Annotated in this window: 21 protein-coding genes and 1 riboswitch; of the genes, 13 read left to right on the top strand and 8 right to left on the bottom strand. The window is 71.5% G+C overall.

Annotated elements, in window-relative coordinates:
* Window positions 1-4 precede the first annotated feature (4 nt).
* From BR98_RS06825 to BR98_RS06815, 3 genes are read right to left on the bottom strand one after another with little or no spacing between them, the layout of a single operon-like run.
* A complete protein-coding gene (locus BR98_RS06825; protein WP_035841124.1) occupies window positions 5-3,205 on the bottom strand; it encodes an error-prone DNA polymerase in 3,201 nt (1,066 codons plus the stop codon).
* Between the two features lie 55 nt (window positions 3,206-3,260).
* The gene (locus tag BR98_RS40125; protein ID WP_051969381.1) at window positions 3,261-5,051 is read right to left on the bottom strand and encodes a DNA polymerase Y family protein; all 1,791 of its coding nucleotides are present in this window, start codon (window positions 5,049-5,051) and stop codon (window positions 3,261-3,263) included.
* Window position 5,052: 1 nt separating this feature from the next.
* On the bottom strand, window positions 5,053-5,775 hold the full coding sequence (locus BR98_RS06815) for a hypothetical protein (RefSeq protein ID WP_157537446.1): 723 nt from the start codon (window positions 5,773-5,775) through the stop codon (window positions 5,053-5,055).
* A gap of 183 nt (window positions 5,776-5,958) precedes the next feature.
* Between BR98_RS06815 and BR98_RS06810 the strand changes: the two genes are divergently transcribed.
* Together BR98_RS06810 and BR98_RS06805 are read left to right on the top strand one after the other, a co-directional pair.
* A complete protein-coding gene (locus BR98_RS06810; RefSeq protein WP_035841123.1) occupies window positions 5,959-6,825 on the top strand; it encodes a class I SAM-dependent methyltransferase in 867 nt (288 codons plus the stop codon).
* Between the two features lie 211 nt (window positions 6,826-7,036).
* Window positions 7,037-7,651 (top strand): LysE family transporter, encoded by a 615-nt coding sequence (locus tag BR98_RS06805; protein WP_035841121.1) that lies wholly within the window; start codon window positions 7,037-7,039, stop codon window positions 7,649-7,651.
* Window positions 7,652-7,807: 156 nt separating this feature from the next.
* On the opposite strand, the gene BR98_RS06800 is transcribed toward BR98_RS06805, so the two are convergent.
* On the bottom strand, window positions 7,808-8,134 hold the full coding sequence (locus tag BR98_RS06800) for a tetratricopeptide repeat protein (RefSeq protein ID WP_035841120.1): 327 nt from the start codon (window positions 8,132-8,134) through the stop codon (window positions 7,808-7,810).
* Window positions 8,135-8,374: 240 nt separating this feature from the next.
* Here BR98_RS06800 and BR98_RS06795 point away from each other — a divergent pair, with 240 nt between their 5' ends.
* From BR98_RS06795 to BR98_RS06785, 3 genes are all read left to right on the top strand, one after another.
* Window positions 8,375-8,941: a DUF4865 family protein gene (locus BR98_RS06795; protein WP_035841118.1), complete on the top strand. Its 567-nt coding sequence runs from the start codon at window positions 8,375-8,377 to the stop codon at window positions 8,939-8,941.
* Between the two features lie 61 nt (window positions 8,942-9,002).
* Complete coding sequence (locus BR98_RS40915; RefSeq protein WP_051969379.1) at window positions 9,003-9,404, top strand: carboxymuconolactone decarboxylase family protein; 402 nt, start codon at window positions 9,003-9,005, stop codon at window positions 9,402-9,404.
* On the top strand, window positions 9,401-10,330 hold the full coding sequence (locus tag BR98_RS06785; protein ID WP_051969378.1) for a phosphotriesterase family protein: 930 nt from the start codon (window positions 9,401-9,403) through the stop codon (window positions 10,328-10,330). The genes BR98_RS40915 and BR98_RS06785 overlap by 4 nt, the downstream gene beginning before the upstream one ends.
* Window positions 10,331-10,403: 73 nt before the next feature.
* Here BR98_RS06785 and BR98_RS06780 read toward each other — a convergent pair whose 3' ends face one another.
* Window positions 10,404-10,739, bottom strand: coding sequence for a MoaF-related domain-containing protein (locus BR98_RS06780; protein WP_035841113.1), 336 nt, complete (start codon window positions 10,737-10,739; stop codon window positions 10,404-10,406).
* 174 nt (window positions 10,740-10,913) lie between these two features.
* Here BR98_RS06780 and BR98_RS06775 point away from each other — a divergent pair, with 174 nt between their 5' ends.
* The 5 genes from BR98_RS06775 to BR98_RS06755 all read left to right on the top strand — a co-directional run bounded on the left by BR98_RS06775 (window position 10,914) and on the right by BR98_RS06755 (window position 14,779).
* Window positions 10,914-11,108, top strand: coding sequence for a DUF1059 domain-containing protein (locus tag BR98_RS06775; protein WP_035841110.1), 195 nt, complete (start codon window positions 10,914-10,916; stop codon window positions 11,106-11,108).
* A 105-nt stretch (window positions 11,109-11,213) separates the two neighbouring features.
* On the top strand, window positions 11,214-12,272 hold the full coding sequence (locus tag BR98_RS06770; protein WP_035843303.1) for a class I SAM-dependent methyltransferase: 1,059 nt from the start codon (window positions 11,214-11,216) through the stop codon (window positions 12,270-12,272).
* Between the two features lie 142 nt (window positions 12,273-12,414).
* On the top strand, window positions 12,415-13,182 hold the full coding sequence (locus BR98_RS06765) for a helix-turn-helix transcriptional regulator (protein ID WP_051969377.1): 768 nt from the start codon (window positions 12,415-12,417) through the stop codon (window positions 13,180-13,182).
* Between the two features lie 150 nt (window positions 13,183-13,332).
* Window positions 13,333-13,520: riboswitch (cyclic di-AMP (ydaO/yuaA leader) on the top strand.
* A gap of 3 nt (window positions 13,521-13,523) precedes the next feature.
* On the top strand, window positions 13,524-14,114 hold the full coding sequence (locus BR98_RS40120; RefSeq protein WP_035841108.1) for a hypothetical protein: 591 nt from the start codon (window positions 13,524-13,526) through the stop codon (window positions 14,112-14,114).
* Between the two features lie 125 nt (window positions 14,115-14,239).
* Window positions 14,240-14,779 (top strand): glycoside hydrolase family 16 protein, encoded by a 540-nt coding sequence (locus BR98_RS06755; RefSeq protein WP_324606660.1) that lies wholly within the window; start codon window positions 14,240-14,242, stop codon window positions 14,777-14,779.
* A gap of 28 nt (window positions 14,780-14,807) precedes the next feature.
* On the opposite strand, the gene BR98_RS06750 is transcribed toward BR98_RS06755, so the two are convergent.
* The 3 genes from BR98_RS06750 to BR98_RS06740 all read right to left on the bottom strand — a co-directional run bounded on the left by BR98_RS06750 (window position 14,808) and on the right by BR98_RS06740 (window position 18,435).
* Entirely contained in the window at window positions 14,808-15,254 is a 447-nt protein-coding gene (locus BR98_RS06750) for a DUF11 domain-containing protein (RefSeq protein ID WP_157537444.1), read from the bottom strand.
* Window positions 15,255-15,309: 55 nt separating this feature from the next.
* Window positions 15,310-17,508, bottom strand: coding sequence for a hypothetical protein (locus BR98_RS06745; protein ID WP_035841104.1), 2,199 nt, complete (start codon window positions 17,506-17,508; stop codon window positions 15,310-15,312).
* A gap of 144 nt (window positions 17,509-17,652) precedes the next feature.
* On the bottom strand, window positions 17,653-18,435 hold the full coding sequence (locus tag BR98_RS06740) for an IclR family transcriptional regulator (protein WP_035841102.1): 783 nt from the start codon (window positions 18,433-18,435) through the stop codon (window positions 17,653-17,655).
* A gap of 189 nt (window positions 18,436-18,624) precedes the next feature.
* Here BR98_RS06740 and aceB point away from each other — a divergent pair, with 189 nt between their 5' ends.
* From aceB to gcl, 3 genes are all read left to right on the top strand, one after another.
* A complete protein-coding gene (aceB, locus tag BR98_RS06735) occupies window positions 18,625-20,274 on the top strand; it encodes a malate synthase A (protein ID WP_035841100.1) in 1,650 nt (549 codons plus the stop codon).
* 83 nt (window positions 20,275-20,357) lie between these two features.
* Window positions 20,358-20,747 carry an allophanate hydrolase-related protein gene (locus tag BR98_RS06730; RefSeq protein WP_035841097.1) on the top strand — a complete coding sequence of 130 codons (390 nt, stop codon included), beginning with the start codon at window positions 20,358-20,360 and terminating at the stop codon, window positions 20,745-20,747.
* A gap of 273 nt (window positions 20,748-21,020) precedes the next feature.
* Entirely contained in the window at window positions 21,021-22,802 is a 1,782-nt protein-coding gene (gene gcl / locus BR98_RS06725) for a glyoxylate carboligase (RefSeq protein ID WP_083976056.1), read from the top strand.
* The last annotated feature ends 54 nt before the right edge of the window (window positions 22,803-22,856 follow it).

Raw genomic sequence — 22,856 nt, 5'->3', positions numbered from 1 at the left:
GGCGCTAGTCGGCCACCGCGACGCGCAGTGGTGAGATCCGGGTGGCGACCACGTTGACCGCGCCCTGGTTGCGTTCCAGCCGGCCGTGGATCAGCAGGCCGGCCCGGTCCAGCGCGGTGCGGCGGTGCGCCTCCCAGACCGGGCGGCTGCAGACCACGTTGATCAGGCCGGTCTCGTCCTCCAGGCTGAGGAAGAGCACTCCGCCTGCGGTGGGCGGTCGCTGCCGGTGCGTCACCAGTCCGCCGACGATGATCTCGCTGCCGTGCGCGATCCCCGCCAGCTCGGCGGCCGCAAGCGCGCCGATGTGGCGCAGCGAGGGGCGGACATGTTCCACCGGGTGACTGGTGGCCGAGGAGCCGGTGGCCCACAGGTCGGCGATGGTCTCCTCGACGGGCGTCATCGCGGGCAGCTCGGGCGCACCGGCCCCCGGGGTGGTCCCGGGCAGCAGTCCGGGCCCGGTGGTCGCCAACGCACCGGCTGACCACAGTGCCTGACGTCTCGTCAGTCCGAAGCAGCGGAACGCGCCGGCCGTGGCCAGCGCCTCGAGCACCGGCGCCGAAAGGCCGGTCCGGTGCGCGAAGTCCTCCAGCCCCTGGTACGGCTGCCCGGCCGCGACGGCCTGTGCCTGCTCCTCGCCCAACCCGCGCACGGTGGCCAGCCCCAGCCGGATCGCCGGCGCATCCCGCGGCCCCTCCAGGGTCGGGCCGGCCGCGCTGAGGTTGACGTCCACCGGGTGCACGGTGACCCCGTGCCGGCGGGCGTCCGAGATCAGGCTGAGCGGGGAGTAGAAGCCCATCGGCTGGTTGGCCAGCAGGGCGCAGGTGAAGGCCGCCGGATAGTGGTACTTGAGCCAGGCGCTGGCGTACACCAGGTAGGCGAAGCTGATCGAATGGCTCTCCGGGAAGCCGTAGTTGGAGAAGGCCTCGATCTTGGTGAAGACGTCCTCGGCCACCTCGGCCGGGATGCCGCGCTCGGCCATCCCGTCCAGCAGCCGCCGGCGCAGCTCGGCCACCCGCTGGTGCGAGCGCTTGGACCCCATCGCCTGGCGCAGCCGGTCCGCCTCGGCGCCGGTGAACCCGGCGCAGTCGATGGCCAGTTGCATCATCTGCTCCTGGAAGAGCGGTACCCCGAGGGTCTTGTCCAGGGCCCGCTTCATCAGCGGGTGCGGGCAGTCGGCAGCTTCCTGGCCGGCCCGACGGCGCAGGTAGGGGTGGACCGAGCCGCCCTGGATCGGTCCGGGGCGGATCAGCGCGACCTCCACCACCAGGTCGTAGAACTCCCGCGGCTTCAGCCGGGGCAGGGTGGACATCTGGGCCCGTGACTCCACCTGGAAGACCCCGACCGTGTCGGCCCGGCAGAGCATCTCGTAGACCTTCGCGTCCTCCTTCGGGATGCTGTTCAGGTCGAGCCGGCGCCCGTGGTGGGCGGCCACCAGGTCGCAGGCGTCGTGCAGCGCGGAGAGCATGCCCAGGCCCAGCAGGTCGATCTTGACCAGGCCCGCGCCGGCCGTGGACTCCTTGTCCCACTGCAGCACCGAGCGGCCCGGCATCCGGGCCCACTCGGTCGGGCAGATCTCGCCGATCGGCTCCCGGGTCAGCACCATGCCGCCCGAGTGGATGCCCAAGTGCCTCGGCAGGCCGTGCAGTTGCCGCCCGAGGTCGAGGACGTCGGAGGGGATCACGGCGTCCTCGCGCGGCGGCCCGTGGAAGTCGACCTGCCGGGAGAAGGCGTTCACCTGGTCCGTCGGGTAGCCGAGCACCCGGGCCGCGTCGCGCAGCGCGAGCCGGGGGCGGTAGGTGATCACATTGGCCACCTGGGCGGCGTGCTCGCGGCCGTAGCGCCGGTAGACGTACTGGATCACCTCCTCGCGGCGGCGGTGCTCGATGTCCAGGTCGATGTCGGGCGGGCCGTCCCGCTCCAGGCTGAGGAAGCGCTCGAAGAGCAGCTGGTACGCGATCGGGTCCACGGCGGTGATGCCGAGCGCGTAGCAGACCGCCGAGTTGGCGGCCGAACCCCGGCCCTGGCACCAGATGTCGGTCGCCCGGCAGAACTCCACCAGGTCGTGGACGATCAGGAAGTAGCCGGCCAGCTCCAGCTGTTCGATGACGGCGAGCTCCTTGGCCAGCTGCGCGTGCGCCTGCGCGTTCGCGGGGTCGAAGCGCTCGGCCGCGCCGCGCAGCGTCAGTTCGCGCAGCCGGTCGAACTCGGTCTGCCCCTCGGGCACCGGGAAGCCCGGCAACTGTGGGTCCAGGCTGGTGAATTCGAACGAGCAGGAGCGGCCGAGCTCGGCGGTGGCCTGCTGCACACCGGGGAACCTGGCCAGTCGGCGGGCCATCTCGGCGCCCGAGCGCAGATGCGCGGTGCCCGCCGCCCTGGTCCAGCCGGCCGCTTCCTGCACCGTCCGACGGGCCTGCAGCGCGGCCAGCCCCTGGGCCAACCGGCCCTCGGCGGGGGTGGCGTGGTGCACGTTGTTGGAGGCCACCACCGCCAGACCGGCCTGGTCCGCCAGCGCGACCAGCCGGTCGTTGTCCGGATCGTCGCCGGGCAGCCGGTGGTCGATCAGCTCGACGAAGACGTTCTCCTGGCCGAACGCCTCGGCCAGCAGCTGGAGTTCGCGCAGCGCCGCAGCCGGTCCGCGCTCGCCGAGAGCCCGCCGCACCCGGCCGTTGCGGCAGCCGGTGAGCACCGCCCACTCGCCGCCGTGCGCCTCGGTGAGCTGCTCGAAGGCGTACACCGGGCGCCCCTTGCCCTCGCCCGCCAGCTGGGCGGCGGCGATGGCGGCGGAGAGCCGACGGTAGCCGGTGGGGGAGCGGGCCAGCACCAGCAGGTGTTCGCCGCGCAGACCGGGCGCGCCGCGCAGACCGAGCTCGGCGCCGAACGCGGTCCGCAGGCCGGTTCCCCTGGCGGCCAGGCTCAACCGCACCGCGCCGTACAGGCCGTCGTGGTCGGTGACGGCCAGGGTCTCCAGGCCCAGCCGCAGCGCCTCGGCGACCAGGTCCTCGGGCTCGCTCGCACCGTCCAGGAAGCTGAAGGCGGAGTGCACGTGGAGTTCCGCCCAGGGCGTCTCGACAGCCGTGAGCCGCGGGCGCTCGGCGGCGACCGGGCCGGCCGGGGTGGCCGGGTCGGCTGCCGCCGATGGCGCCGGGGCGGTCATCCGGCGGCGGAGTTCATTCCAGGGGAGCTGGTGCTGACTGTCGAAGCCCATGGTGCGGGTGGTCCTTGCTCGGTTCTGCTGATGGTGCGTCAGATTTGTTGGGGTGTCAGCTGTAGGCGGCCTCCACACCCCAGCCGCCGCCCTCCAGGACGAGCAGCAGCGCCCGCCCGTCCGCGAGGGTGACCTGGAACCTGGCCCGGCGGCGGGCCGCGTCCGGGTCCCACCACTGCTCGACGGCGGGCCACGGCCCGGCCCAGCCGGTGATCACCGAGATCCGCCCGTTCAGCACCAGCTGGGTCGGCGCCGCGGAGACCTCGGCCCGGCCGGTCACCCCGACCGGCTGCCCCGCCGCGTCCAGCACGGTCACCGGCAGCGGTGTCCGCAGCACCACCCCGGGGGCGGGGTGGGTGAGCCGACCCGGCCAGGGTGCGTCCCGGTCGGCGGCCGGCTCCGGCTGCTCGCCCCAGGGCACCCTGACCAGCACCTCGCCCGGACCGCGCCCGCCGACCCGCTCCACCCGGCTCAGCCCGCCGTACCCGAGCAGCGCCTGCACCCGGGCCGCGGCCCGCTCCACCCGGTCGGCGACCAGCGCCTGCCCCCAGAGCGCCAGCTGCCGACCGTGGTCCGCCACCAGCTCGTCCGGCACCAGGCGTAGCGCGGTGAACCCGACCCCAGCTTCCGGCCCGGGAGACCAGGCCTCAGCCTCCGGCCCGGGAGACCCGCCCCCAGCCGCCGGCCCGCGGGACCCCCACGCCCTCGGCGCGAACTGCCCCGAGGTCTGCCAGGCCTGCAGCTGCCAGCGCACCCGCTCGGCCAGCGCCGGTGCGGACAGGCGCCCCTCGTGCTGCCAGAGCCGGGCCGCCGTGCTGCCGTCCGCACAGGTCACCTCGACCGAGACCCGCCGACAGGCCAGTCCGGCACCGGCCAGCTTCTGGTGCAACTGCTCGGCGAGCGCCCGGCCGACGAAGACCAGCGGCTCGGCCAGCAGCTCGGGCGGGTCGAAGCGCTGCTCCACCGCGAGGTCGACCCCGGGGGTCCGGGTGACCGGCGGGCGGGCCTCCAGGCCCCGCGCCAGTCGGTGCGCGGCCTGCCCCGCAGTCCCGAAGCGGTCGGCCACGGTGCCCGAGGGCAGTCGCGCGAAGTCCCCGAGGGTGGGCACGCCGAGCCGCACCAGCAGCTCCGCGAGCGGCTCGTCGGCGAGCACCGAGACGGGATAGGGCGCGAGGAACTCCGCCGTCCGCCCGGCCGGCACCAGCACCCCCGCCCGAGCGGCGAGCACGCCGGCGAAGACGCCGTCCGCCACCCCGACCCGAGGGCGGGGGGCCGTCTCGTCGTCGGGGGTCTGCTCGGCCGGGGCCTGGGTGTCCTGATCGACGTGGGCGTCCTGGTCGGCGTGGGTGTCCTGGTCGACGTGGGTGTCCTGGCCGGCGACCGGGCCGCCCCAGTCCGTCTCGCGGTCCGGTCCGCCCGGCAGCTCCCCGCGCTCTGCGCCCAGCACCGCCAGCGCCCGGGCCACCGCGCCGGCCAGTGCCCGCTCGCCGCCGAAGTAGCGGGCCGGGCCCTTGACCTGGATCGCGCACAGGCCGGGGCGCAGCACCTCGACCCGGGGGGTGAACGCCTCGACGGCGGCCACCACGGGTTCGAACCGCCGGGTCTCCGCCTCCGGATCCCGCTCGCGCAGCCGCAGTTCGGGGCAGAGCCGGTGGGCGAGGCGCAGCCGCTGCCCGCGCCGCACACCCGCCAGTCGGGCCGAGTCCGAACAGGCCAGCACCCGCCCGCCCTCGACCACGGCCACCGGGGTCCGCGGGTCGTCGCCGACCCCGCCGGTGGCGACGATCGGCCAGTCCGGGTACCAGACCACCAGCACCCGCAGGGCGTCGATCTCGACAGCAGTCATCTCACACCGCCGTCAGCCGCCCCCGCCCCACCGCGTCGCCCGGCTGCTCGCCGTGCCCCACCCCGATCGCGGCGGGCGCGAGGGCGCCGCCAGCTGCCTCCTGCGGAGTCAGCGCCCGCACCACCCCGTGCTCGTCCGGCAGCCAGACCCGCCCCGAACGCCCGCGCGCCGCCGCGCCCCGGCCCTCGACCAGGACCTCCGTCTGCCGTCCGGCCAGCAGCCCGTGCCCGGCGCCCAGCCCGACCCAGCGGCTCTCCCGCACGCTGAGCCGCAGCTCGGCCCCCGGCCAGGCGCCGGCCACCAGCAGCACGCAGCCGGTCCGTCGCAGTACCGCCCCGATCCGCGCCGCCAGCTGCGGTGCCACCGCCCCGGCGGTCGGCCGCAGCAGGATCACCGCCACCGCACCCGCCAGCGCCGCCACCACCTCGGGCCACTGCCGCCCGGGCTCGTCCACCAGCAGCAGCCGCCCGGGGTCGATCCCGTACCCGCTGGCCGCGAGCAGCCCCAGTTCGGGCAGCCCGACCGCCGCGAACCACCCGTCCGCCGTCTGCCCGCCCCCCGAGGCCAGCGCGAGCAGCAGCCCGGCGTCGTCCGCCACCGAGACCGCGGCCCCTCGCCGCAGCCCCCGCCCGGGCAACAGCCGCGCGAGCACGTCGGGCACCGGCACCGGCCCGTCCTCGGAGGGCGCCGGTGCCGCCTGCGGGAGAAGTACGGGGGTGGCCACAGGGCCAAGGATCGAACATCCGTTCGCAAAGATTCAAGTCAGATTCGAACGGACGGGCGATTTTCTTTCGAATGGTCGCGCTGGATGACAGCTGGTCGCGATAAATGTCACCTGAGTCACCGGCTGGTGTGATCTTGTAGGCGTTTTACCCGAACCGATTACTGAGAGGGACGGTGGACGGCCATGGTTGCCGACTGGGAGTGGGACGACACGCTGTTCTCGGGTACGGCCGGCTACTACCAGCGCGGCAGGCTGCCGTACGCCCCCGGGCTGGTGGACGTGCTCGCCGAGGTCCTGAAGCTCGACGGGCGAGGGCGCCTGCTCGACGTGGGATGTGGACCGGGCACCTTGGCCCTGGAGCTGGCGCGCCTGTTCGGTGAGATCGTCGGCGTCGACCCGGACAGCGGGATGATCACCGAAGCCGCGCGCGGGGCCGCCCGGGCCGGAGTGAGCGCGAAGGCGCGGTGGGTGCGGGCCCGGGCCGAGGAGCTGCCCGCAGGCCTGGGCACCTGCACCGTCGCGACCTTCGGCAACTCCTTCCACTGGATGGACCGCGACCTGGTGGCGGCGACCGTCCGGGGCATGCTCGAGCCGGGCGGGGCACTGGTGCACATCGCGGACCTGAAGACGGAGACCCGAACAGTCGACGGCCTTCCGCACCCCGCGGTGCCCTATGCGGCGATGGACGAGCTGGTCCGGCGCTACCTGGGACCGGTCCGACGGGCCGGCCGGGGCGTGCTGCCGCACGGGACACCCGGCGGTGAGGCAGCAGTGCTCGCCCGGGCGGGATTCACCGGTCCCGAGCGCCATGTCGTCCCCGGCGGACAGGCCCTGGAACGCACCAGCGAGGACGTGGTCGCGGGGGTGTTCTCGATGTCGTTCTCGGCGCCGCACCTGTTCGGCACGGGCCGCGACGACTTCGAGGCGGACCTGCGCCGACTCCTGCGGGAGGTCTCCCCGTCGGGCCGGTTCTCCGAACGCCAGCCGAGCACCGAGGTCTTCGTCTGGTGGAAGGACCCGGCCGAACCGGCACCGCTGCCGGCCGGGTGACCCTTCCTCGGCTACGCAGCTCGGCGGCTGCGGTCCGGGAAGCGGTAGGACCGGGGGTTGGAGCGTAAATCGCTTGCCGAGGCACCCGGGCCGCGAGCAGCATGGCGCGCATGACTTCCGCCTCGCCGTCGCGTCCGCTGGTCCTCCCGCTCGGGGAAGAGACGCGCCGACAGCAGGCCGGTGCTTCCGGACGGACCGTGCCGACCGCGCCATGAGGGGCGCCGTGCTGGCCGGCCTGTTGGCCGGTTACGGCATAGCCGTGCCCGTCGGCGCCATCGGCGCGCTGCTGGTCGGCCTGGCGGCGCGCACCGGTTGGCGGGTCTCGGTGGCGGCCGCGCTCGGGGTCGCGACGGCTGACGGGGCGTATGCGGCGCTCGCGGTGTTCGGTGGGCAGAGCGTCGCCGAGGTCCTTGAGCCGGTGTCAACTCCCTTGCACTGGGCGGCCGGTGTGGTGCTACTGGTGATCGCGGGGCGGACCGCCTGGGGGGCTCGGAAGCGCGGTGCGGGCCCGTCGGTGCTCGCCGCCTCGCCGGCGCGCGCCTATCTGGCGCTGCTCGGCCTGACCCTGCTCAACCCGGCCACGGTGGTGTACTTCGCCGCGCTGGTGCTCGGGGGTGCGGCGGATGCGGGCGGCGGGGTCGCACTGGCCGCCGCGGTCTTCGTGCTCGCCGCGTTCCTCGCCTCCGCCTCCTGGCAGGTGCTGCTGGCCGCCGGCGGCGCGCTGCTCGGGCGGGTGCTCACCAGCGAGCGCGGTCGGCTGGCCACCGCGCTGCTCTCCAGCGCGCTGGTCGCCTACCTCGCGGTCCACCTGCTGCTGCAGGCCTGACGGCAAGGGACTGGCGGCAAAGGGCAGACGGCAGGGGGTAGATAGCAAGGGACTGGCGGCAAGGGTCCGGTGGAGCGGACGCGGAGCCGCCCGCCCGCGTGGGGGTGCGGGCGGGCGGCGGTCCGTGGGGGATCAGCCCTTGGGGTGAGCGGTTGCTCAGGCGAAGGCCTCGGTCATCGCGGCGGCCATCCGCAGGTGCGGGCGGGCCTCCTCGGCGCGGCCCTGGCGCTCCAGGGTGCGGCCGAGCATCAGGTGGGCGTAGCTCTCGGCAGGGTCCTGGTCGAGGATCCGGCGCAGTTCGGCGGCGGCGCGGCCGAGCTGCGCCGAGTGGTAGTAGCTGCGGGCGAGCAGCATCCGGGCGGCCAACTGGGTGGGCTCCGCGGCGACCAGGGGTTCCAGGATCAGCGCGGCATCCGCATAGGCCTTGGCATCGAAGAACAGCTGGGCCCGGGTGTACTCCTCGGCGGGAGTGGGGGCGATCACGACGACTTGCTCCTTTCGGCGTACTCGAACTACCGACCCGGACAACAACACGTGAAGATTCAACTATTCCGCGGTCACTATCGCGTGTCGGCCGATCCCTGTCCACCCTTTTTACGGGCGGGCGCGGCCACGAAACGGGCACGAAAGGGAAACGGTACTGGCGCTCTGTACCTACTAGTATGTACAGTCAGCACGGCAGGCAACGAACAGCGACCGGACCGAAACAGGGGGAACCCCGCCATGCAGGCGATGCAGTACGAGATCACCTTGCCGGCCGACTACGAGATGGAGATCGTCCGGCGCCGGGTCAAGGAGAAGGGCCACCTGCTGGACGCCTTTCCGGGCCTCGGACTGAAGGCCTTTCTGATCCGCGAGCGCGGCACGGCCGGCTCACCGGTCAACCAGTACGCGCCGTTCTACCTCTGGCGCACCGCCGAGGGGATGAACAGCTTCCTGTGGGGCCCGGGATTTCGAGCGCTGAGTGCGGATTTCGGGCGCCCGACGGTGAACTCCTGGCTCGGCGCGGCATTCCGGCGCGGCCCGGAGTTCGGCACCGCCCCGACCACGGCCGTGCGCCGGATCGAGCCGCTCCCGCTCGGCGCGGACCCGGCGGAGGCGATCGAGCGGGCCGCCGAGCGGCTGCCCAGTACCGGGCACTCCACCGCGCTCGCCGTCGACCCGGCCCGCTGGGAACTGCTGACCTTCAGCCTCGGCGGCGAGGAACTGGCCGCCGAGGGCGACCGCTTCCAGGTGCTGCACCTGTCCGCCCCGGAGCTGTCCGAGCTGACCCAGGGACGGCACTGGTGAACCCCGGCCTGAACCTGAACCCCCACCTGAACCGCGAAACGAACCCCGCCCCGACCCCGGCCTGACCCCCGCCCTGACCTCCGCCACCCTCGACCGCGAGGCCGGCTACCGCCTGCTCGACGAGTACCAGGACCGCGCCACCCAGGAGGCCGCGCTCCCCGCCCTGGAGCGGATCGCCCCCGGCTTCCCCGACTGGATCGTCACCAGCCTGTTCGGCGGCACCTACCAGCGCGACGGCCTGGAGCCGAGGGACCGCCAACTGGTCAACCTCGCCACCCTGGCCACCCTCGGCGGGGTGGATCCGCAGCTCACCGGCCACATCCGCAGCAGCCTGCGGGTCGGCCTGACCCGCCGTCAGGTGGTGGAGGTCTTCGTCCACCTGGCGCCGTACATCGGCACCCCCAAGGCGCTCGCCGCACTGCGCGTCGCGGCCACCACCTTCGAAGGACTGGACACCGAATGAGCGCCACACCTGCGGCCCCGAAGACCTCGCACGCGGTCCGCACCGTGCTCGGCGACCTCGACCCCGCCGAGCTCGGCACCTGCAACGCCCACGACCACCTCTTCCTGCGCAGCGCCCTGCTCCCGGGGCAGGAGCTGGACGACCCGGCCGCGGCCGCCGCCGAGCTCGCCGCCTTCCACGCGGCGGGCGGCCGGGCCGTGGTCCAGTGGACCCCGTACGGTCTGGGCCGGCGCGCCGCCGAGCTGCCGGCACTCTCCCGCGCCGCCGGCGTCCACCTGGTCGCGGCCACCGGCCTGCACCGGGCCGCGCACTACGAGCGGCTGCCCGCGCCCGACACCCTGGCCGAACTCTTCGTCACCGAACTCACCACGGGGATCGGCGCCACCGGCCCCAGGGCCGGCCTGATCAAGGTGGCCGGCGGCTACCACGGCCTCGACCCGCACGCCCGCCGCACCCTCACCGCCGCGGCCGCCGCGCACCACGCCACCGGCGCCCCGATCGCCGTCCACCACGAACTCGGCACCGCCGCGACCGAGGTGCTCGAACTGCTCTGCGGCTCCCTGGAGGTGCCCCCGAGCAGCGTCCTGCTCGGCCACCTCAACCGCTTCCCCGATCCGCGCCTGCTCCGCGAACTCGCCGCCTCCGGCGCCTATCTCGCCTTCGACGGCCCGTCCCGCGCCAACCACGCCACCGACTGGCGGCTGTTGGAGGTGCTGACGGCGCTCGCCGAGGCGGGCCACGGCGAGCAGCTGCTGCTCGGCGGGGACACCACGACCGCGGCCGCCCGCTCGACCGGCGACGGACCGGGCATGCCGTTCCTGCTCACCGGCCTGCGCCCGCGGATCGTCCGGGAGTTGGGCGAGCGGCAGGCCGAGCTGATGCTGCGTCAGAACCCGGCCCGCGCCTTCGCGGTCGCCTGGCGGTAACCAGCCCGGCGGTAACCAGCCTGGAGGCAACCGGCCTGGCGGTAACCAGCCCGGCGCCGGCGCGGGCGCCCCGTCAGAGCACCGGCTCCAGCGTCCCCGTGTGCAGCTCGCCAACCCGGCCGCCCTCGCCCTCGTAGGTCCAGAAGACCCGTACGGTCAGGTTCGTCAGGTCCATCACATGGCTCACCGTGATGCCGCTCTGCTCGGTCCAGCTGACGAAGTACACCTGCGGCGCGACCTGGGCGACATGCAGCGCGACGTCCTCCCACTGACCGGCCGACTCGCCGAGGCCCTCCCAGCGCAGCCGCCGACCGTCGGCCGAGTAGGCGTTGCGGAAGGCGGCACCGTTGTCGACCTGGAAGAGGTACGTCCGGCCGGCGAAGCCGGGCAGGGCAGCGGTCTCGGTCATGCTGGCGGAGTTCCTCTTTCCTGACAGGGAAGTACGGATGCTCCCCAAGTTATCCGACCGGCCAGCTGGAGGGACAATGGTTCCGCGACACGCCCGTGCCGCCGCGCGCCGGTCCTCCGGCCAGCGGGTGGCCCGCCGGCGAGTGCGGCAGCGTGGCGGGTCGGGAGGTCGAACATGCGCAAGGTTGCCGACTGCCGGGAGTTCCCGAGCGTGATGAACTGCTCGCTCGCCATCACCGGTGAGGAGGAGGAGGTCGTCCGGGCCGCCACCGAACACGCGGTCTCGGTCCACGGCCACGAGGACACCCCCGAGCTTCGCCAGCAGGTCCGCGCCTCGCTGAAGGACGAGCTGGTCCTGCAGCACACCTGACACATCCACCATCCCGCCCCGGGCGTACGGAGAATTCCGTATGGTCCGGGGCGGGCGCCGTCTGCTGCAGTGAGGGGAGTGGCCAACCCCGAGGAGGCGGGCGCGATGAGCTTGGACGAAGACCGGGTGATGGAGTTCCTGGGACGGGTGGTGACCGACGCCGGAGCGGCCGTGGCGGGCCTGTGCACCTCGCTCGGCGACCGGCTGGGCCTGTACACCGCGATGGCCGGCGCGGGGCCGATGACCGCCGCCCAGCTGGCCGCGAGGACCGGTCTGCAGGAGCGCTACCTGCGTGAGTGGCTGGCCGCGCAGGTGGCCGGCGAGTACGTGGTCTACGACGAGGCCGCCGGCAGCTACCTGCTGCCCGACGAGCACGCGGCGGTGCTGGCCGACCCCGATTCGCCCACCTACGCAGCCGGCTTCCTCACCATGATGCAGGCGCTGTACGCCACCGAGGACGCCCTGATGGACGCCTTCCGCACCGGCAGGGGAGTCGGCTGGGAGGAGCACAGCAGCGCGCTCTTCGCCGGCACCGCCAAGTTCTTCCGCCCGGGCTACACCGGCGCGCTGGTCCCCGAGTGGATCCCCGCCATGAACGGCACCGAGGGGAAGCTGACCGAGGGCGCCGAGGTGGCCGACATCGGTTGCGGCTACGGCTACTCGACCATGCTGATGGCCAAGGCCTACCCCGCCTCGCACTTCCACGGCTTCGACTTCCACCAGCCCTCGATCGATGCGGCCCGGGCGATCGCCGCCGAGCAGGGCCTCAGCGACCGGGTCAGCTTCGACGTGGCCACCGCCCAGGACTTCCCCGGCGGGAACTACGACCTGATCACCTTCTTCGACTGCCTGCACGACATGGGCGACCCCGGCGCCGCGCTGCAGCACGCCCAGGAGGCGCTGGCCAACGACGGCGCCTGCATGATCGTCGAGCCGAACGCCTCGGAGAAGGTCACCGAGAACATCAACCCGATCGGGCGCGCCGTGGTCTCCGCCTCGGTCGCCGTCTGCCTGCCCTCCGCACTGGCCCAGCACGGGCCGCAGGCGATGGGCAACCACGCCGGGGAGGAGGCGATGCGGCACCTGGCCGACGACGCCGGGCTGCACCACTGGAGGCTGGCCGCCGAGAGCCCGGTGAACCGGGTGTACGCCGCCAGCCGCTAGACCGCCGCCGCTGGGCCGCCTCCGGTGGCCCGCAGCCGCTGGACCACCGCCACTGGCCGCCCTTGTTGGGCCGGGCGGTATCGGGCCGGGTTTGTCGGGGCCCGGCTTGACCCGGTCTCCCCGGAGGGAGCACGCTTCTGGAGTGGCTCCGTCCGGGGAGGCCGGGTTGCGACGCATCTGCGCCGTGATCGACCTACTGCTCGACGCCGTCGACGAGGAGACCCTCCTCCCGGCGTTGCTGCCACTGCTGCTCCGCACGGTTCCCGGGGACAGCCTGACCTGGTCCACCCGCACTCCCGCCGGGCGCTTCCCGGTGCACACGCCGGTCGACCTGTTCAGCCCGGAGGCGGTGGCCGGCTTCTACCGTCACGCCCCCGCCGACCCGCTCTTCCGGCACACCGACATCAACGGCCCGGGCGTGCCGCTGCGCCGCTCCGACCTGCAGTCACTGACCGAGTACCACCGGCTCGGCACCTACAACGAGGTGCTGGGCGGGGTGCACGCGGACTACCAACTGGCGATGGCCTTCCCGGCCGGCTGGGCGCCGACCGGGCGGCGCACCGTCTGCCTGGTGGTGAACCGCAGCGGCAGCGACTTCGGGCAGCCGGACCTGGATTCGGCGGCCCTGCTGCGGGCCCGGCTCAGCCACGCGCTGGACCGGCTGGCCCCGCCGCCGCTGCCGCAGCGGGCCGCGCTGACGGCCCGTGAGTCGGCGGTACTCGACCTGCTCGCCCAGGGATTGACTGACCGTCAGATCGGGCACCGGCTGGAGGTCTCGGCCCGCACCGTGGACAAGCACCTGGAACACGCCTACGCGAAGCTCCAGGTGCACAGCCGGGTCGAGGCGGCGGCGCTGTGGCAGGGCCGACCGGTCGGCACGCTGTGGCAGGGTCGGCCGGTCGGCAGCTGAGAGCGCCTCCCGGGGGCGGATGACGACTGATTCCCCTGTGACCTCTGTGACATTGATGATGATCAGATCATCTGCCTACGCTCAAGCTGTCCGCCACCAGCAGCGGGCCCAACCGCCGGGACGCCGAATCCTGCCTGCCCGTCGGTCGGTACCACAGCACCGCTGACAGGCAGGAGCGGGGGACCCAAGGCAGTGATGCCACGACCCTGCTCCGCGTGCCCTCCGGGCAGGCCGGGCGAGGTAGCGGCTTGGGGTGAGGCCGTCCCTTTCCCATGACGGCCGGGCCATCTTGCGGTCCGAACCCGACAGCTAACCCCGAAGGCGTCGCAAGAGGACCCTAGATGATCTCTTCCGCCACGCCTGCCCGCCTCGGCGTCCTCGCCGGCGCACTCGGTCTGCTCGCCGTGCCCATGGTCGGCCAGGCCCACGCCTGGTCCTGGAACCCCTCCCCGACCGCCACGCCGACCGTCACCCAGGACCGGCTGACCCCCACCACCGCCGCCACCGGCGTCGCCACCAGCGCCGCGCTGACCGTGCACGCCACCTCCTGCTTCACCGTGAAGACGCTCGGCGTCGGCGTGCGTGACGCGGCCGGCAACAACCTCGACTTCCCGGGCTCGCGCAGCAACGCGCAGATCTGCCCGTCCGGTGTCTCGCTGACCACCGGCAGCCGCAGCTTCCCGGCAGGCACCTACAACATCTTCGGCTTCTACCAGGACCAGGCCGGTGCCTGGCACAACCTGGCCACCCAGAAGCTGACCGTCGGCAACGGGACCCCGGCTCCGGCCCCGGCGCCCGCGCCGGCCCCCGCTCCCGCGCCGGCCCCACGCCCACCCCGGCGCCGGCTCCCACGCCCACCCCGACGCCGACGCCCACGCCGACCCCGACCCCGTCCCCCACCACCGGCTCGCCGATCCCCGGCAAGTCGCTGACCTGGTCGGACGAGTTCAACGGCCCGCTGGACACCTCGCGCTGGAACACCTCCACCACCAGCTCGTTCAAGTACGGCAACCACAACCCCGACGACAACAAGCTGGACTGGCTCGACCCGTCCGACGTGTCGCTCGCGAACGGTGTCGCCACCTTCACCGCCCAGCCCAGCAGCCACACCCTGGAGAACGGCAAGCAGGCCTGGACCACCGGTCTGCTCACCACCGAGGGCACGCAGCAGGGCTTCAAGGTCAAGACCGGCGACTACGCCGAGACCCGGGTCCAGCTCCCCGGCGGCACCGGTGCCTGGCCCGCGCTGTGGACCTGGCAGAACGGTGGCAACGAGATCGACTCCTTCGAGTACCACCCGGACAACCCGAACCTGCTCGAGCTGACCAACCACGTCAACGGCGGCCAGAAGTACCTGACCGACGCCAACGCGGTCAAGCCCGGCCAGTGGGTCACCATCGGCACCTACTACGGCGCCAACTCGGTGGACTGGTACGTCAACGGCGTCAAGGTCTTCTCCGACAACACCGGTGTCGGCGCCAACTGGTCGGCCTACCTGATCCTCAACCTGTCGATCAGCGCGGGCCAGTACCACTCCGCCCCGACCAGCTCCACCCCGATCACCACCGCGGCCGACTACGTGCGGGTCTACCGCTGATCAGCCGGCCCGGCCTCAGCCCGACCCCCTAGTCAGACCCGGCGACCCGGATCACGAACGACCCCGTGTTGTTCGACCGATCCGGGTCGTCGTCGCTCCTGACCGTAACCCAACCGCCGTACAAGGTCCCTGACGCCCAGTCAGCCACCCGCACCGGCACCAGCGCAGTCGCACTGCGCAACTGCGGCAACCCCGCCGGAAACGCACACCGCACCACCCGGCCGGCCTCACTCGCCACACACCCCGCCGGAAAGTACGGCCCCACCGCCCGAGCCCCCACCGGCACCCGCACCGTCACCGTGAACGCCCCCGCCACCTCGGGCCCACCATTGGCGACGAAGGCATGCACGGTAGTACTGCCACCGGCGGCGACGGGATCGGGATCGAGCGGGACGACCTGCAGGTCGGCGCCGGACGGAGCCGGACCGGCCGCCGTCAGCGCGCCGACCGCGCAGAGCACGAGTACCGCGCTCACCCAGCTCCGCCTCATCGGTCCTGGCCTTTCGCCGCAGCTCTGGAGAGCTACGACGCTACGTCTCCTCCTCCGGCGGGGCGCCGTCGACACGCGGGGACATCATCCGGCTGGGGTTACGGGCGATCTCCATGAACTCCGCAGCCTGGACGTGCATGTCCAGCAGCGGCTTGCTCGGCAGCGAGGAGAGCTGGAACGGTTGGCCCGGTCGCAGATCGCTCATCCCGATGATCGCGGCCAGCGAGCGGACTCCGTGTTCGTAGCGGGGGATGGTGAGCAGTGCGTCCAGGACGCCGTCCTGGATGTCCAGGATCTCCTGCTGCTCGTTGCCGTCGCCGCATCTGGTGCGCGCGATCCCCCTGGCCGCGAGCAGGTCGTACACCACCATCGCGCGCTGCAGCATGAAGTACGGGTCGCCCTCGTGCTGGTTGATGTCGGAGATGTTGATGTACCCGCGCAGCCTGCTCAGGAAGTCGGTCACTTTGCCCTCGGGGCCGGCCAGTTTCGGCGCCTGGGTGCTGAACTCCTGGAAGCTGTCGGCCGAGCTGCCGGCGAAGACGAAGATCGACGCGGCGACCCGGTGCACGGCATCGCCTTGGCGGAACTGGCCGTCCTCGATCGGGGCCAGGAAGTACCGAAGCCAACCGAGTGGCGTGTCGCCGAGGCTGGTGTCGAACTCGTCCCAGAACGCGACCGGAATCTTGCCGTCCAGGGCGACATCACGCACCCGGTGCAAGGCGCCGACCAGGTCGGCGGGCGAGCTGTACTGCGACAGGTTGAATTCCAGGTTGTCGAACAGTCGCTGTTTCTTGAAGTCCTCCTCCTCCTGCTCCTTCAGCAGTTGCTTCACCGCATACGACTTTCCGGACCCCGGTTTGCCGAAGACCGCGATCGCCAACGGCGGCGCGCCCAAGGTGGCGGTCCGCCGGTAGTCCATGATCAGGTTGCGGATGGCCCGCAGCCCCTCGATCTCGTTGCGTTCGATGGTGGTCATCCGGCCGAAGCGCCCGATCGGAATGTCCGGCAGAGCGCCGAGCCCGGCCCTGGCCACCTGGCGGGCGCTCTCGGTCAGCTTCTCGCCGCTGCCTGCTTTGAACCGAAGCAGCGAAAGCTGGGTATTGGAGCCGTTGGGGATGGCGATGTCGCTGATCACTTTGTAGTCGCGCTTTTCGCTGTCCTTCGCTGCACGTCCCAGGTCGACCGGCGGGAAGCCGAAGCTGTGGTCGTCCGCGTGCAGCTGGAATCCCTTGTCGTAGACGCGGTTCATGGCGATCAGCCCGTCCCGCAGGGCTTGCGGAAGCTGGCCGGGATTGCCGCGCAGCAGCCGGCGGGCCAGCGCGACACACAGGATGGTCCCGTAGCCGAACATGGTCCCCTGCCGGTTCCGCTCGTGCCAGGACCGTTCCATGAGTTCCTGATGGAACGCCAGCGTGCAGCGCCGCCCGGTGAGTTCAGGCTGCTCGAGCAGCACCGCACCGCTGGGCCCGAATGACACCACGACCCTTTGCAGGCGCGCGAGTTCGGCGATCTCCGGGCACTGCCTGACTTCCCGCCCGACATCCTGGATGCAGTTCTCCCAGGACAGGTCGTTGCTGATCGCCGCGCCCCTTTCGCGCAGGCAGGGCGCGGTGGTGACCAGGATCAGCCGGTGGGACAGCCAGTCGCCGGGGTCGCTGGACCGTTTGACGATCTCCTTCCAGAGGTCTCCATCGGCCAGCAGATGGCTGACCTTGAGCAGGACCCACGGATCGTCGTCAAGTTCGCTGTGACGCTCGGGCAGCACCCCGGACCAGTTCTCGGGGTCACTCCGGAAATCGAGACCGGAATCATCGATGATGATGACGGACGCCTTCGGGTCCGATGGCTCGTCGGGAATCCTGTACTGATTTTCCTTGGGCTTTGGGCGCGCTACTGTCGTGTACCCGAATCCGAGGTATTCCTTGGCTCGAACTGCCTCGTTGCCCTCCATGTCCTGGTAGCGCGCCAAGGAGGTGAAGGAGTGTTCAAATGGGTTGACGAATGCGGTCAGGGTAGTTTCGTCCGGCAGCTCAGGGGCTCTGACCAGGGCATCCTCGGTCGGGATCGCGTCCATGAGCATCGTGGTCAGTAGGAAGGAACCGCCCGGCATCCATCTCGGCGTGACCTTGGTACGAAGTCGGTCGTCGTACTCTGTGCTGCGTGGTGTAGTGACCTCCTCCAGAGCCCAGTCGATGGTCTGGTCGCCGGTGACCCTGATGATCCGTTGCTTGTCGGGCATGGCTGTCATCTTCTCGGGTTTCGCGGGCTGTTGCGGAAAATGTTCCTACGTTCCATTGGACACCCGTGATCCGGGCCGCGCTACCCCCAATAAAAATGACGGCAAAATAAATTTTGCCGTCATTTTCTCAACGTCAGACCCCCGTCACGCCGCCAGCACCCCGCCCAGCCGCTCCGCGATCCCCCGCATCACCTTCACCAGCCCCCCGCCTCCGGTCTGCTCCTCCAGGGCCCGGATCCGCGCCTCGGGGCCCGACACCGACAGGGCGGTGGGGGTGGGTGCGGCGGGGACGGCTACGGCGATGCAGCGGACGCCGATTTCCTGTTCCTGGTCGTCGACCACGTAGCCGACCTCGCGGGCGTGGGCCAGTTGGGCGAACAGGGCGGTCACGTCGGTGACGGTGAATTCGGTGTGGGCGGGGAGGGGTTGGGTGCCGAGGACGGCTCGGGCCTCGTCCTCGGGGAGTTGGGCGAGCAGGGCCTTGCCGACGCCGGTGCAGTGCGGCTGGACCCGGCGGCCGACTTCGGTGAACATCCGCATCGAGCGGCGGGACTGGACCTGGCCGACGTAGACCACCTCGCCGCCCTCCAGGACGGCCAGGTTGGCGGTTTCGCCGGTGGCTTCCATGAGTTCGGCCAGATACGGTCGCGCCCAGCTGCCCAGCAGGCGTCCTGCGGTCTCGCCGAGGCGGATCAGGCGCGGCCCGAGCGTATAGCGTCGCGCGGTGTCCTGGCGTACGTAACCCTGCTGTGCGAGGGTACGAACGAGTCGATGGATGGTCGGCATCGGGAGGCCCGAGGTGGTGGACAGTTCGCTCAGGGTGGCGACCCCGCTGGAGTCGGCGAGGGCTTCCAGGAGTTGGAAGGCGCGCTCGACGGACTGCACGCTGCCACTGCTGCTGCGGTCCGAGGCTGAGGTGCTGGCCACCGGCGTTCCCTTTGCTGTCGGGGGAGGAGTAGAGTCCCAGCGATCCACTCAACAAACCGTTGAAATTCTGTATCGCGGAAACTAGTCTCCACCTTACAGAATCGAACTCGCCAGTAGGTGGGTCGGTATCGAGGGAAGCCTCCACCGGGGCTCCCTACACAGTTCAACCGTCCAAGGAGTGTCCTGCCCATGGCCACAGACCAGGGATCCGGCGGCGGCACCGCCGCGCCGGTCGTCACTGTCGCCGGTCCGCGCGTCCCCCGTGCGGAGGAGGTGCTCACTCCGGAGGCGGTGTCCTTCGTGGTCGGCCTCCACCGGGCTTTCGAAGGTCGCCGCCAGGAGCTGCTGGCCCGCCGCCACACCCGCCGGGCCGAGATCGCCCAGGCCGGTACGCTCGACTTCCTCCCTGAGACCGCCGAGATCCGCGCTGCGGACTGGCAGGTCGCCGAGGCACCGCGAGCCCTGCAGGACCGGCGGGTCGAGATCACCGGCCCGACCGACCGCAAGATGGTCATCAACGCGCTCAACTCCGGGGCCAAGATCTGGCTGGCCGACTTCGAGGACGCCACCTCGCCCACCTGGCAGTCGGTGGTCTCCGGCCAGATCAACCTGATCGACGCGTTCGAGGGCCGGATCGACTTCACCTCCGCGCAGGGCAAGGAGTACAAGCTCAAGCCCGCCGGGGAGCTGGCCACCGTGGTGGTCCGCCCGCGCGGCTGGCACCTGGACGAGAGCCACCTGATGGTGGACGGCGTCCCGGTGGCCGGCGCGCTGTTCGACTTCGGCCTCTACTTCTTCCACAACGCCAAGCGCCTGCTGGCCAAGGGTGTCGAGGACCCCAACTCGGGGCCGTACTTCTACCTCCCGAAGACCGAGAGCCACCTCGAGGCGCGGCTGTGGAACGACGTCTTCACCCACGCGCAGGCCCAGCTCGGCATCCCGCACGGCACCATCCGGGCCACCGTGCTGATCGAGACCATCATGGCCGCCTTCGAGATGGACGAGATCCTCTACGAGCTGCGTGAGCACGCCGCCGGTCTCAACGCCGGCCGCTGGGACTACCTCTTCTCGATCGTCAAGAACTTCCGCGACGCGGGCGAGCAGTACATCCTGCCGGACCGCAACAGCGTCGGCATGACCTCTCCGTTCATGGCCGCCTACGCCCGCCTGCTGGTGCAGACCTGCCACAAGCGCGGCGCGCACGCGATCGGCGGCATGGCCGCCTTCATCCCGTCCCGCAAGGACCCCGAGGTCAACGCGGCCGCGCTGGAGAAGGTCAAGGCCGACAAGGACCGCGAGGCCGGGGGCGGCTTCGACGGCTCCTGGGTCGCCCACCCGGACCTGGTCCCGGTGGCCCGGGCCAGCTTCGACGCGGTGCTCGGCGAGCACCCGAACCAGAAGCAGAACCCCGGCTCCACCGAGCCGGTGACGGCCGCTCAGCTGCTCGACGTGGCCGGCGCCGGCGGCTCCTGCACCGAGGCCGGTCTGCAGAACGCGGTCGCCGTCGGCCTGCGCTACTGCGAGGCCTGGCTGCGCGGGCTCGGCGCGGTCGGCATCTTCAACATGATGGAGGACGCCGCCACCGCCGAGATCTCCCGCTCGCAGATCTGGCAGTGGATCCACAACGGCGTGGTGCTCGCGGACACCGGCGAGAAGGCCACCGCCGAGCTGGTCCGCACGCTGGTCTCGCAGGAGCTGGCGACGATCGCCGCCGAGCTGGGCGACGAGGTCTACGCGGCCGGCCGGTGGGCCGAAGCCCGCGAACTCTTCGAGCAGGTCTCGCTCGCCGAGGACTTCGTCGACTTCCTGACGCTGCCAGGCTACGCACTGCTCGGCTGAGCGCTTACTGCCAATTCGTACGGTCCGCCGGGTCGAACACTCCCCGGTGGACCGTGCGCTTTTCACCCCTGGGAGTCACCGAGATGGTCCGCATGTTCCTCAACGGCCAGGCGATGCGCGGCGGGGAGTTCCACCCGCTGCTCGGCGACGCGCCGTTCCTCGGCGTGGTGCGCACCGCGCCCGGCCACCGCTTCTTCTCGATCCGGGACGTCTGCCCCGGGCTGCTGCCGGACCCGCAGGTCGACACGGCCATTGAGGGGGAGCTCTACGAGCTGAGCCTGGAGCTGCTGCGCGACGTGATCCTGCCCGGCGAGCCGCGCGAGCTGGAGTTCGGCGTGATCGAGCTGGCGGACGGCAGCGCCTGCTTCTCGATGGTGCTCAGCCGCGGCGAGCTGGAGCGCGGGGTGCACAAGGAGATCACCGAGTTCGGCGGTTGGCGGGCCTACCTGGCCACCCTGGGCCGCACCTTCTGAGCGGCCGCACCGTCTGACCGATCACACGTTCTGACCAGTCACACGTTCTGACCAGGGGCGACCTGCGCAGACGCGAAGCCCGTTCCGACGAAGCCCGATCCCCCTGGGGGTCGGGCTTCGTCCGTTCCACCAATGGCCAGACCTTCAACGAGTTGTTGAAGATGGACCCGTTGAACCCTTGACGCCCCGTCGAGCTGAGACCTACCTTGATTTCGCATCCTAAAAGCAATATTCCGCATGGCGGAATTCTAGCTGACCCGCAGGAGTAACCCGATGCCTCGAATGACAGCCGCGCGCGCGGCAGTTGAGATCCTCAAGCGCGAAGGCGTCGAGGTCGCGTTCGGCGTGCCGGGCGCCGCGATCAACCCGTTCTACCGGGCCCTCAAGGAGGGCGGCGGGATCAAGCACACGCTGGCCCGGCACGTCGAAGGCGCCTCGCACATGGCCGAGGGCTACACCCGCACCAAGGCCGGCAACATCGGTGTCTGCATCGGTACCTCCGGCCCGGCCGGCACCGACATGATCACCGGCCTCTACTCGGCGATCGCCGACTCGATCCCGATCCTGTGCATCACCGGCCAGGCGCCGACCGCGGTGATCCACAAGGAGGACTTCCAGGCCGTCGACATCGCCTCGATCGCCAAGCCGGTCACCAAGGCGGCGACCACCGTCCTGGAGGCCGCCCAGGTCCCCGGCGTCTTCCAGCAGGCCTTCCACCTGATGCGCTCCGGCCGTCCCGGCCCGGTGCTGATCGACCTGCCGATCGACGTCCAGCTGACCGAGATCGAGTTCGACCCGGACACCTACCAGCCGCTGCCGGTCTACAAGCCGGCCGCCAGCCGGGCCCAGATCGAGAAGGCGATCCAGTTCCTGCTGGAGTCCGAGCGCCCGCTGATCGTCGCCGGTGGCGGCATCATCAACGCCGACGCCTCCGAGCTGCTGGTCGAGTTCGCCGAACTGACCGGCACCCCGGTCATCCCCACCCTGATGGGCTGGGGCATCCTGCCCGACGACCACGAGCTCAACGCCGGCATGGTCGGCCTGCAGACCTCGCACCGCTACGGCAACGCGAACTTCCTGGAGTCGGACTTCGTCCTGGGCATCGGCAACCGCTGGGCCAACCGCCACACCGGCGCGCTGCCCGTCTACCGCGAGGGCCGCAAGTTCGTCCACGTGGACATCGAGCCGACCCAGATCGGCAAGATCTTCGCCCCGGACTACGGCATCGCCTCCGACGCCAAGGCCGCCCTGGAGCTCTTCGTCGAGGTGGCCAAGGAGCTCAAGGCCGCCGGCAAGCTGCCCGACCGCAGCGACTGGGCCGCCTCCACCCAGGAGCGCAAGGCCCAGCTGCAGCGCCGCACGCACTTCGACAACATCCCGATGAAGCCGCAGCGCGTCTACGAGGAGATGAACAAGGCGTTCGGGCCGGAGACCCGCTACGTCACCACCATCGGCCTCTCGCAGATCGCCGGCGCGCAGATGCTGCACGTCTACAAGCCGCGGCACTGGATCAACTGCGGCCAGGCCGGCCCGCTCGGCTGGACCATCCCGGCCGCGCTCGGCGTCGCAACCGCCGACCCGCAGACCCCGGTGGTCGCGCTCTCCGGCGACTACGACTTCCAGTTCATGCTGGAGGAGCTGGCCGTCGGTGCGCAGCACAAGATCCCGTACGTCCACGTGCTGGTGAACAACGCGTACCTGGGCCTGATCCGCCAGGCGCAGCGCAACCTCGACATCAACTTCCAGGTCAACCTGGAGTTCGAGAACATCAACTCGCCGGAGCTGGGCGTCTACGGCGTCGACCACGTCAAGGTGGTCGAGGGCCTGGGCTGCAAGGCGATCCGGGTGACCGACCCGAACGAGCTCGGTGCCGCCTTCGAGCAGGCCAAGAAGCTGGCCGCCGAGTTCCAGGTCCCGGTCGTCGTCGAGGCGATCCTGGAGCGCGTCACCAACATCTCGATGGGTGGCGCCGGCATCGACGCCATCAACGAGTGGGAGGAGCTGGCCACCGAGCCCGGCCACGCCCCGACCGCGATCCGCACCCTGAAGGTCTGACCCGGCCCCAGGACCTGAAGGCCCGGTGACGCTCCCCCCGAGGGGGCGTCACCG

The sequence above is a fragment of the Kitasatospora azatica KCTC 9699 genome (assembly GCF_000744785.1).
Lineage (GTDB): Bacteria > Actinomycetota > Actinomycetes > Streptomycetales > Streptomycetaceae > Kitasatospora > Kitasatospora azatica.
Note: the sequence above shows the minus strand (reverse complement) of the source record. Positions and strands in the feature narration are given on the sequence as shown.

Coding starts and splice junctions, on each gene's coding strand:
- aceB (WP_035841100.1), top strand. CDS start 18,625: ATGGCCACAGACCAGGGATCCGGCGGCGGCACCGCCGCGCCGGTCGTC.
- BR98_RS06810 (WP_035841123.1), top strand. CDS start 5,959: ATGGTTGCCGACTGGGAGTGGGACGACACGCTGTTCTCGGGTACGGCC.
- BR98_RS40125 (WP_051969381.1), bottom strand. CDS start 5,051: ATGACTGCTGTCGAGATCGACGCCCTGCGGGTGCTGGTGGTCTGGTAC.
- BR98_RS06785 (WP_051969378.1), top strand. CDS start 9,401: ATGAGCGCCACACCTGCGGCCCCGAAGACCTCGCACGCGGTCCGCACC.
- BR98_RS06745 (WP_035841104.1), bottom strand. CDS start 17,508: ATGCCCGACAAGCAACGGATCATCAGGGTCACCGGCGACCAGACCATC.
- BR98_RS06805 (WP_035841121.1), top strand. CDS start 7,037: ATGAGGGGCGCCGTGCTGGCCGGCCTGTTGGCCGGTTACGGCATAGCC.
- BR98_RS06780 (WP_035841113.1), bottom strand. CDS start 10,739: ATGACCGAGACCGCTGCCCTGCCCGGCTTCGCCGGCCGGACGTACCTC.
- BR98_RS06730 (WP_035841097.1), top strand. CDS start 20,358: ATGGTCCGCATGTTCCTCAACGGCCAGGCGATGCGCGGCGGGGAGTTC.
- BR98_RS06775 (WP_035841110.1), top strand. CDS start 10,914: ATGCGCAAGGTTGCCGACTGCCGGGAGTTCCCGAGCGTGATGAACTGC.
- BR98_RS06795 (WP_035841118.1), top strand. CDS start 8,375: ATGCAGGCGATGCAGTACGAGATCACCTTGCCGGCCGACTACGAGATG.
- BR98_RS40120 (WP_035841108.1), top strand. CDS start 13,524: ATGATCTCTTCCGCCACGCCTGCCCGCCTCGGCGTCCTCGCCGGCGCA.
- BR98_RS06825 (WP_035841124.1), bottom strand. CDS start 3,205: ATGGGCTTCGACAGTCAGCACCAGCTCCCCTGGAATGAACTCCGCCGC.
- gcl (WP_083976056.1), top strand. CDS start 21,021: ATGCCTCGAATGACAGCCGCGCGCGCGGCAGTTGAGATCCTCAAGCGC.
- BR98_RS06770 (WP_035843303.1), top strand. CDS start 11,214: ATGAGCTTGGACGAAGACCGGGTGATGGAGTTCCTGGGACGGGTGGTG.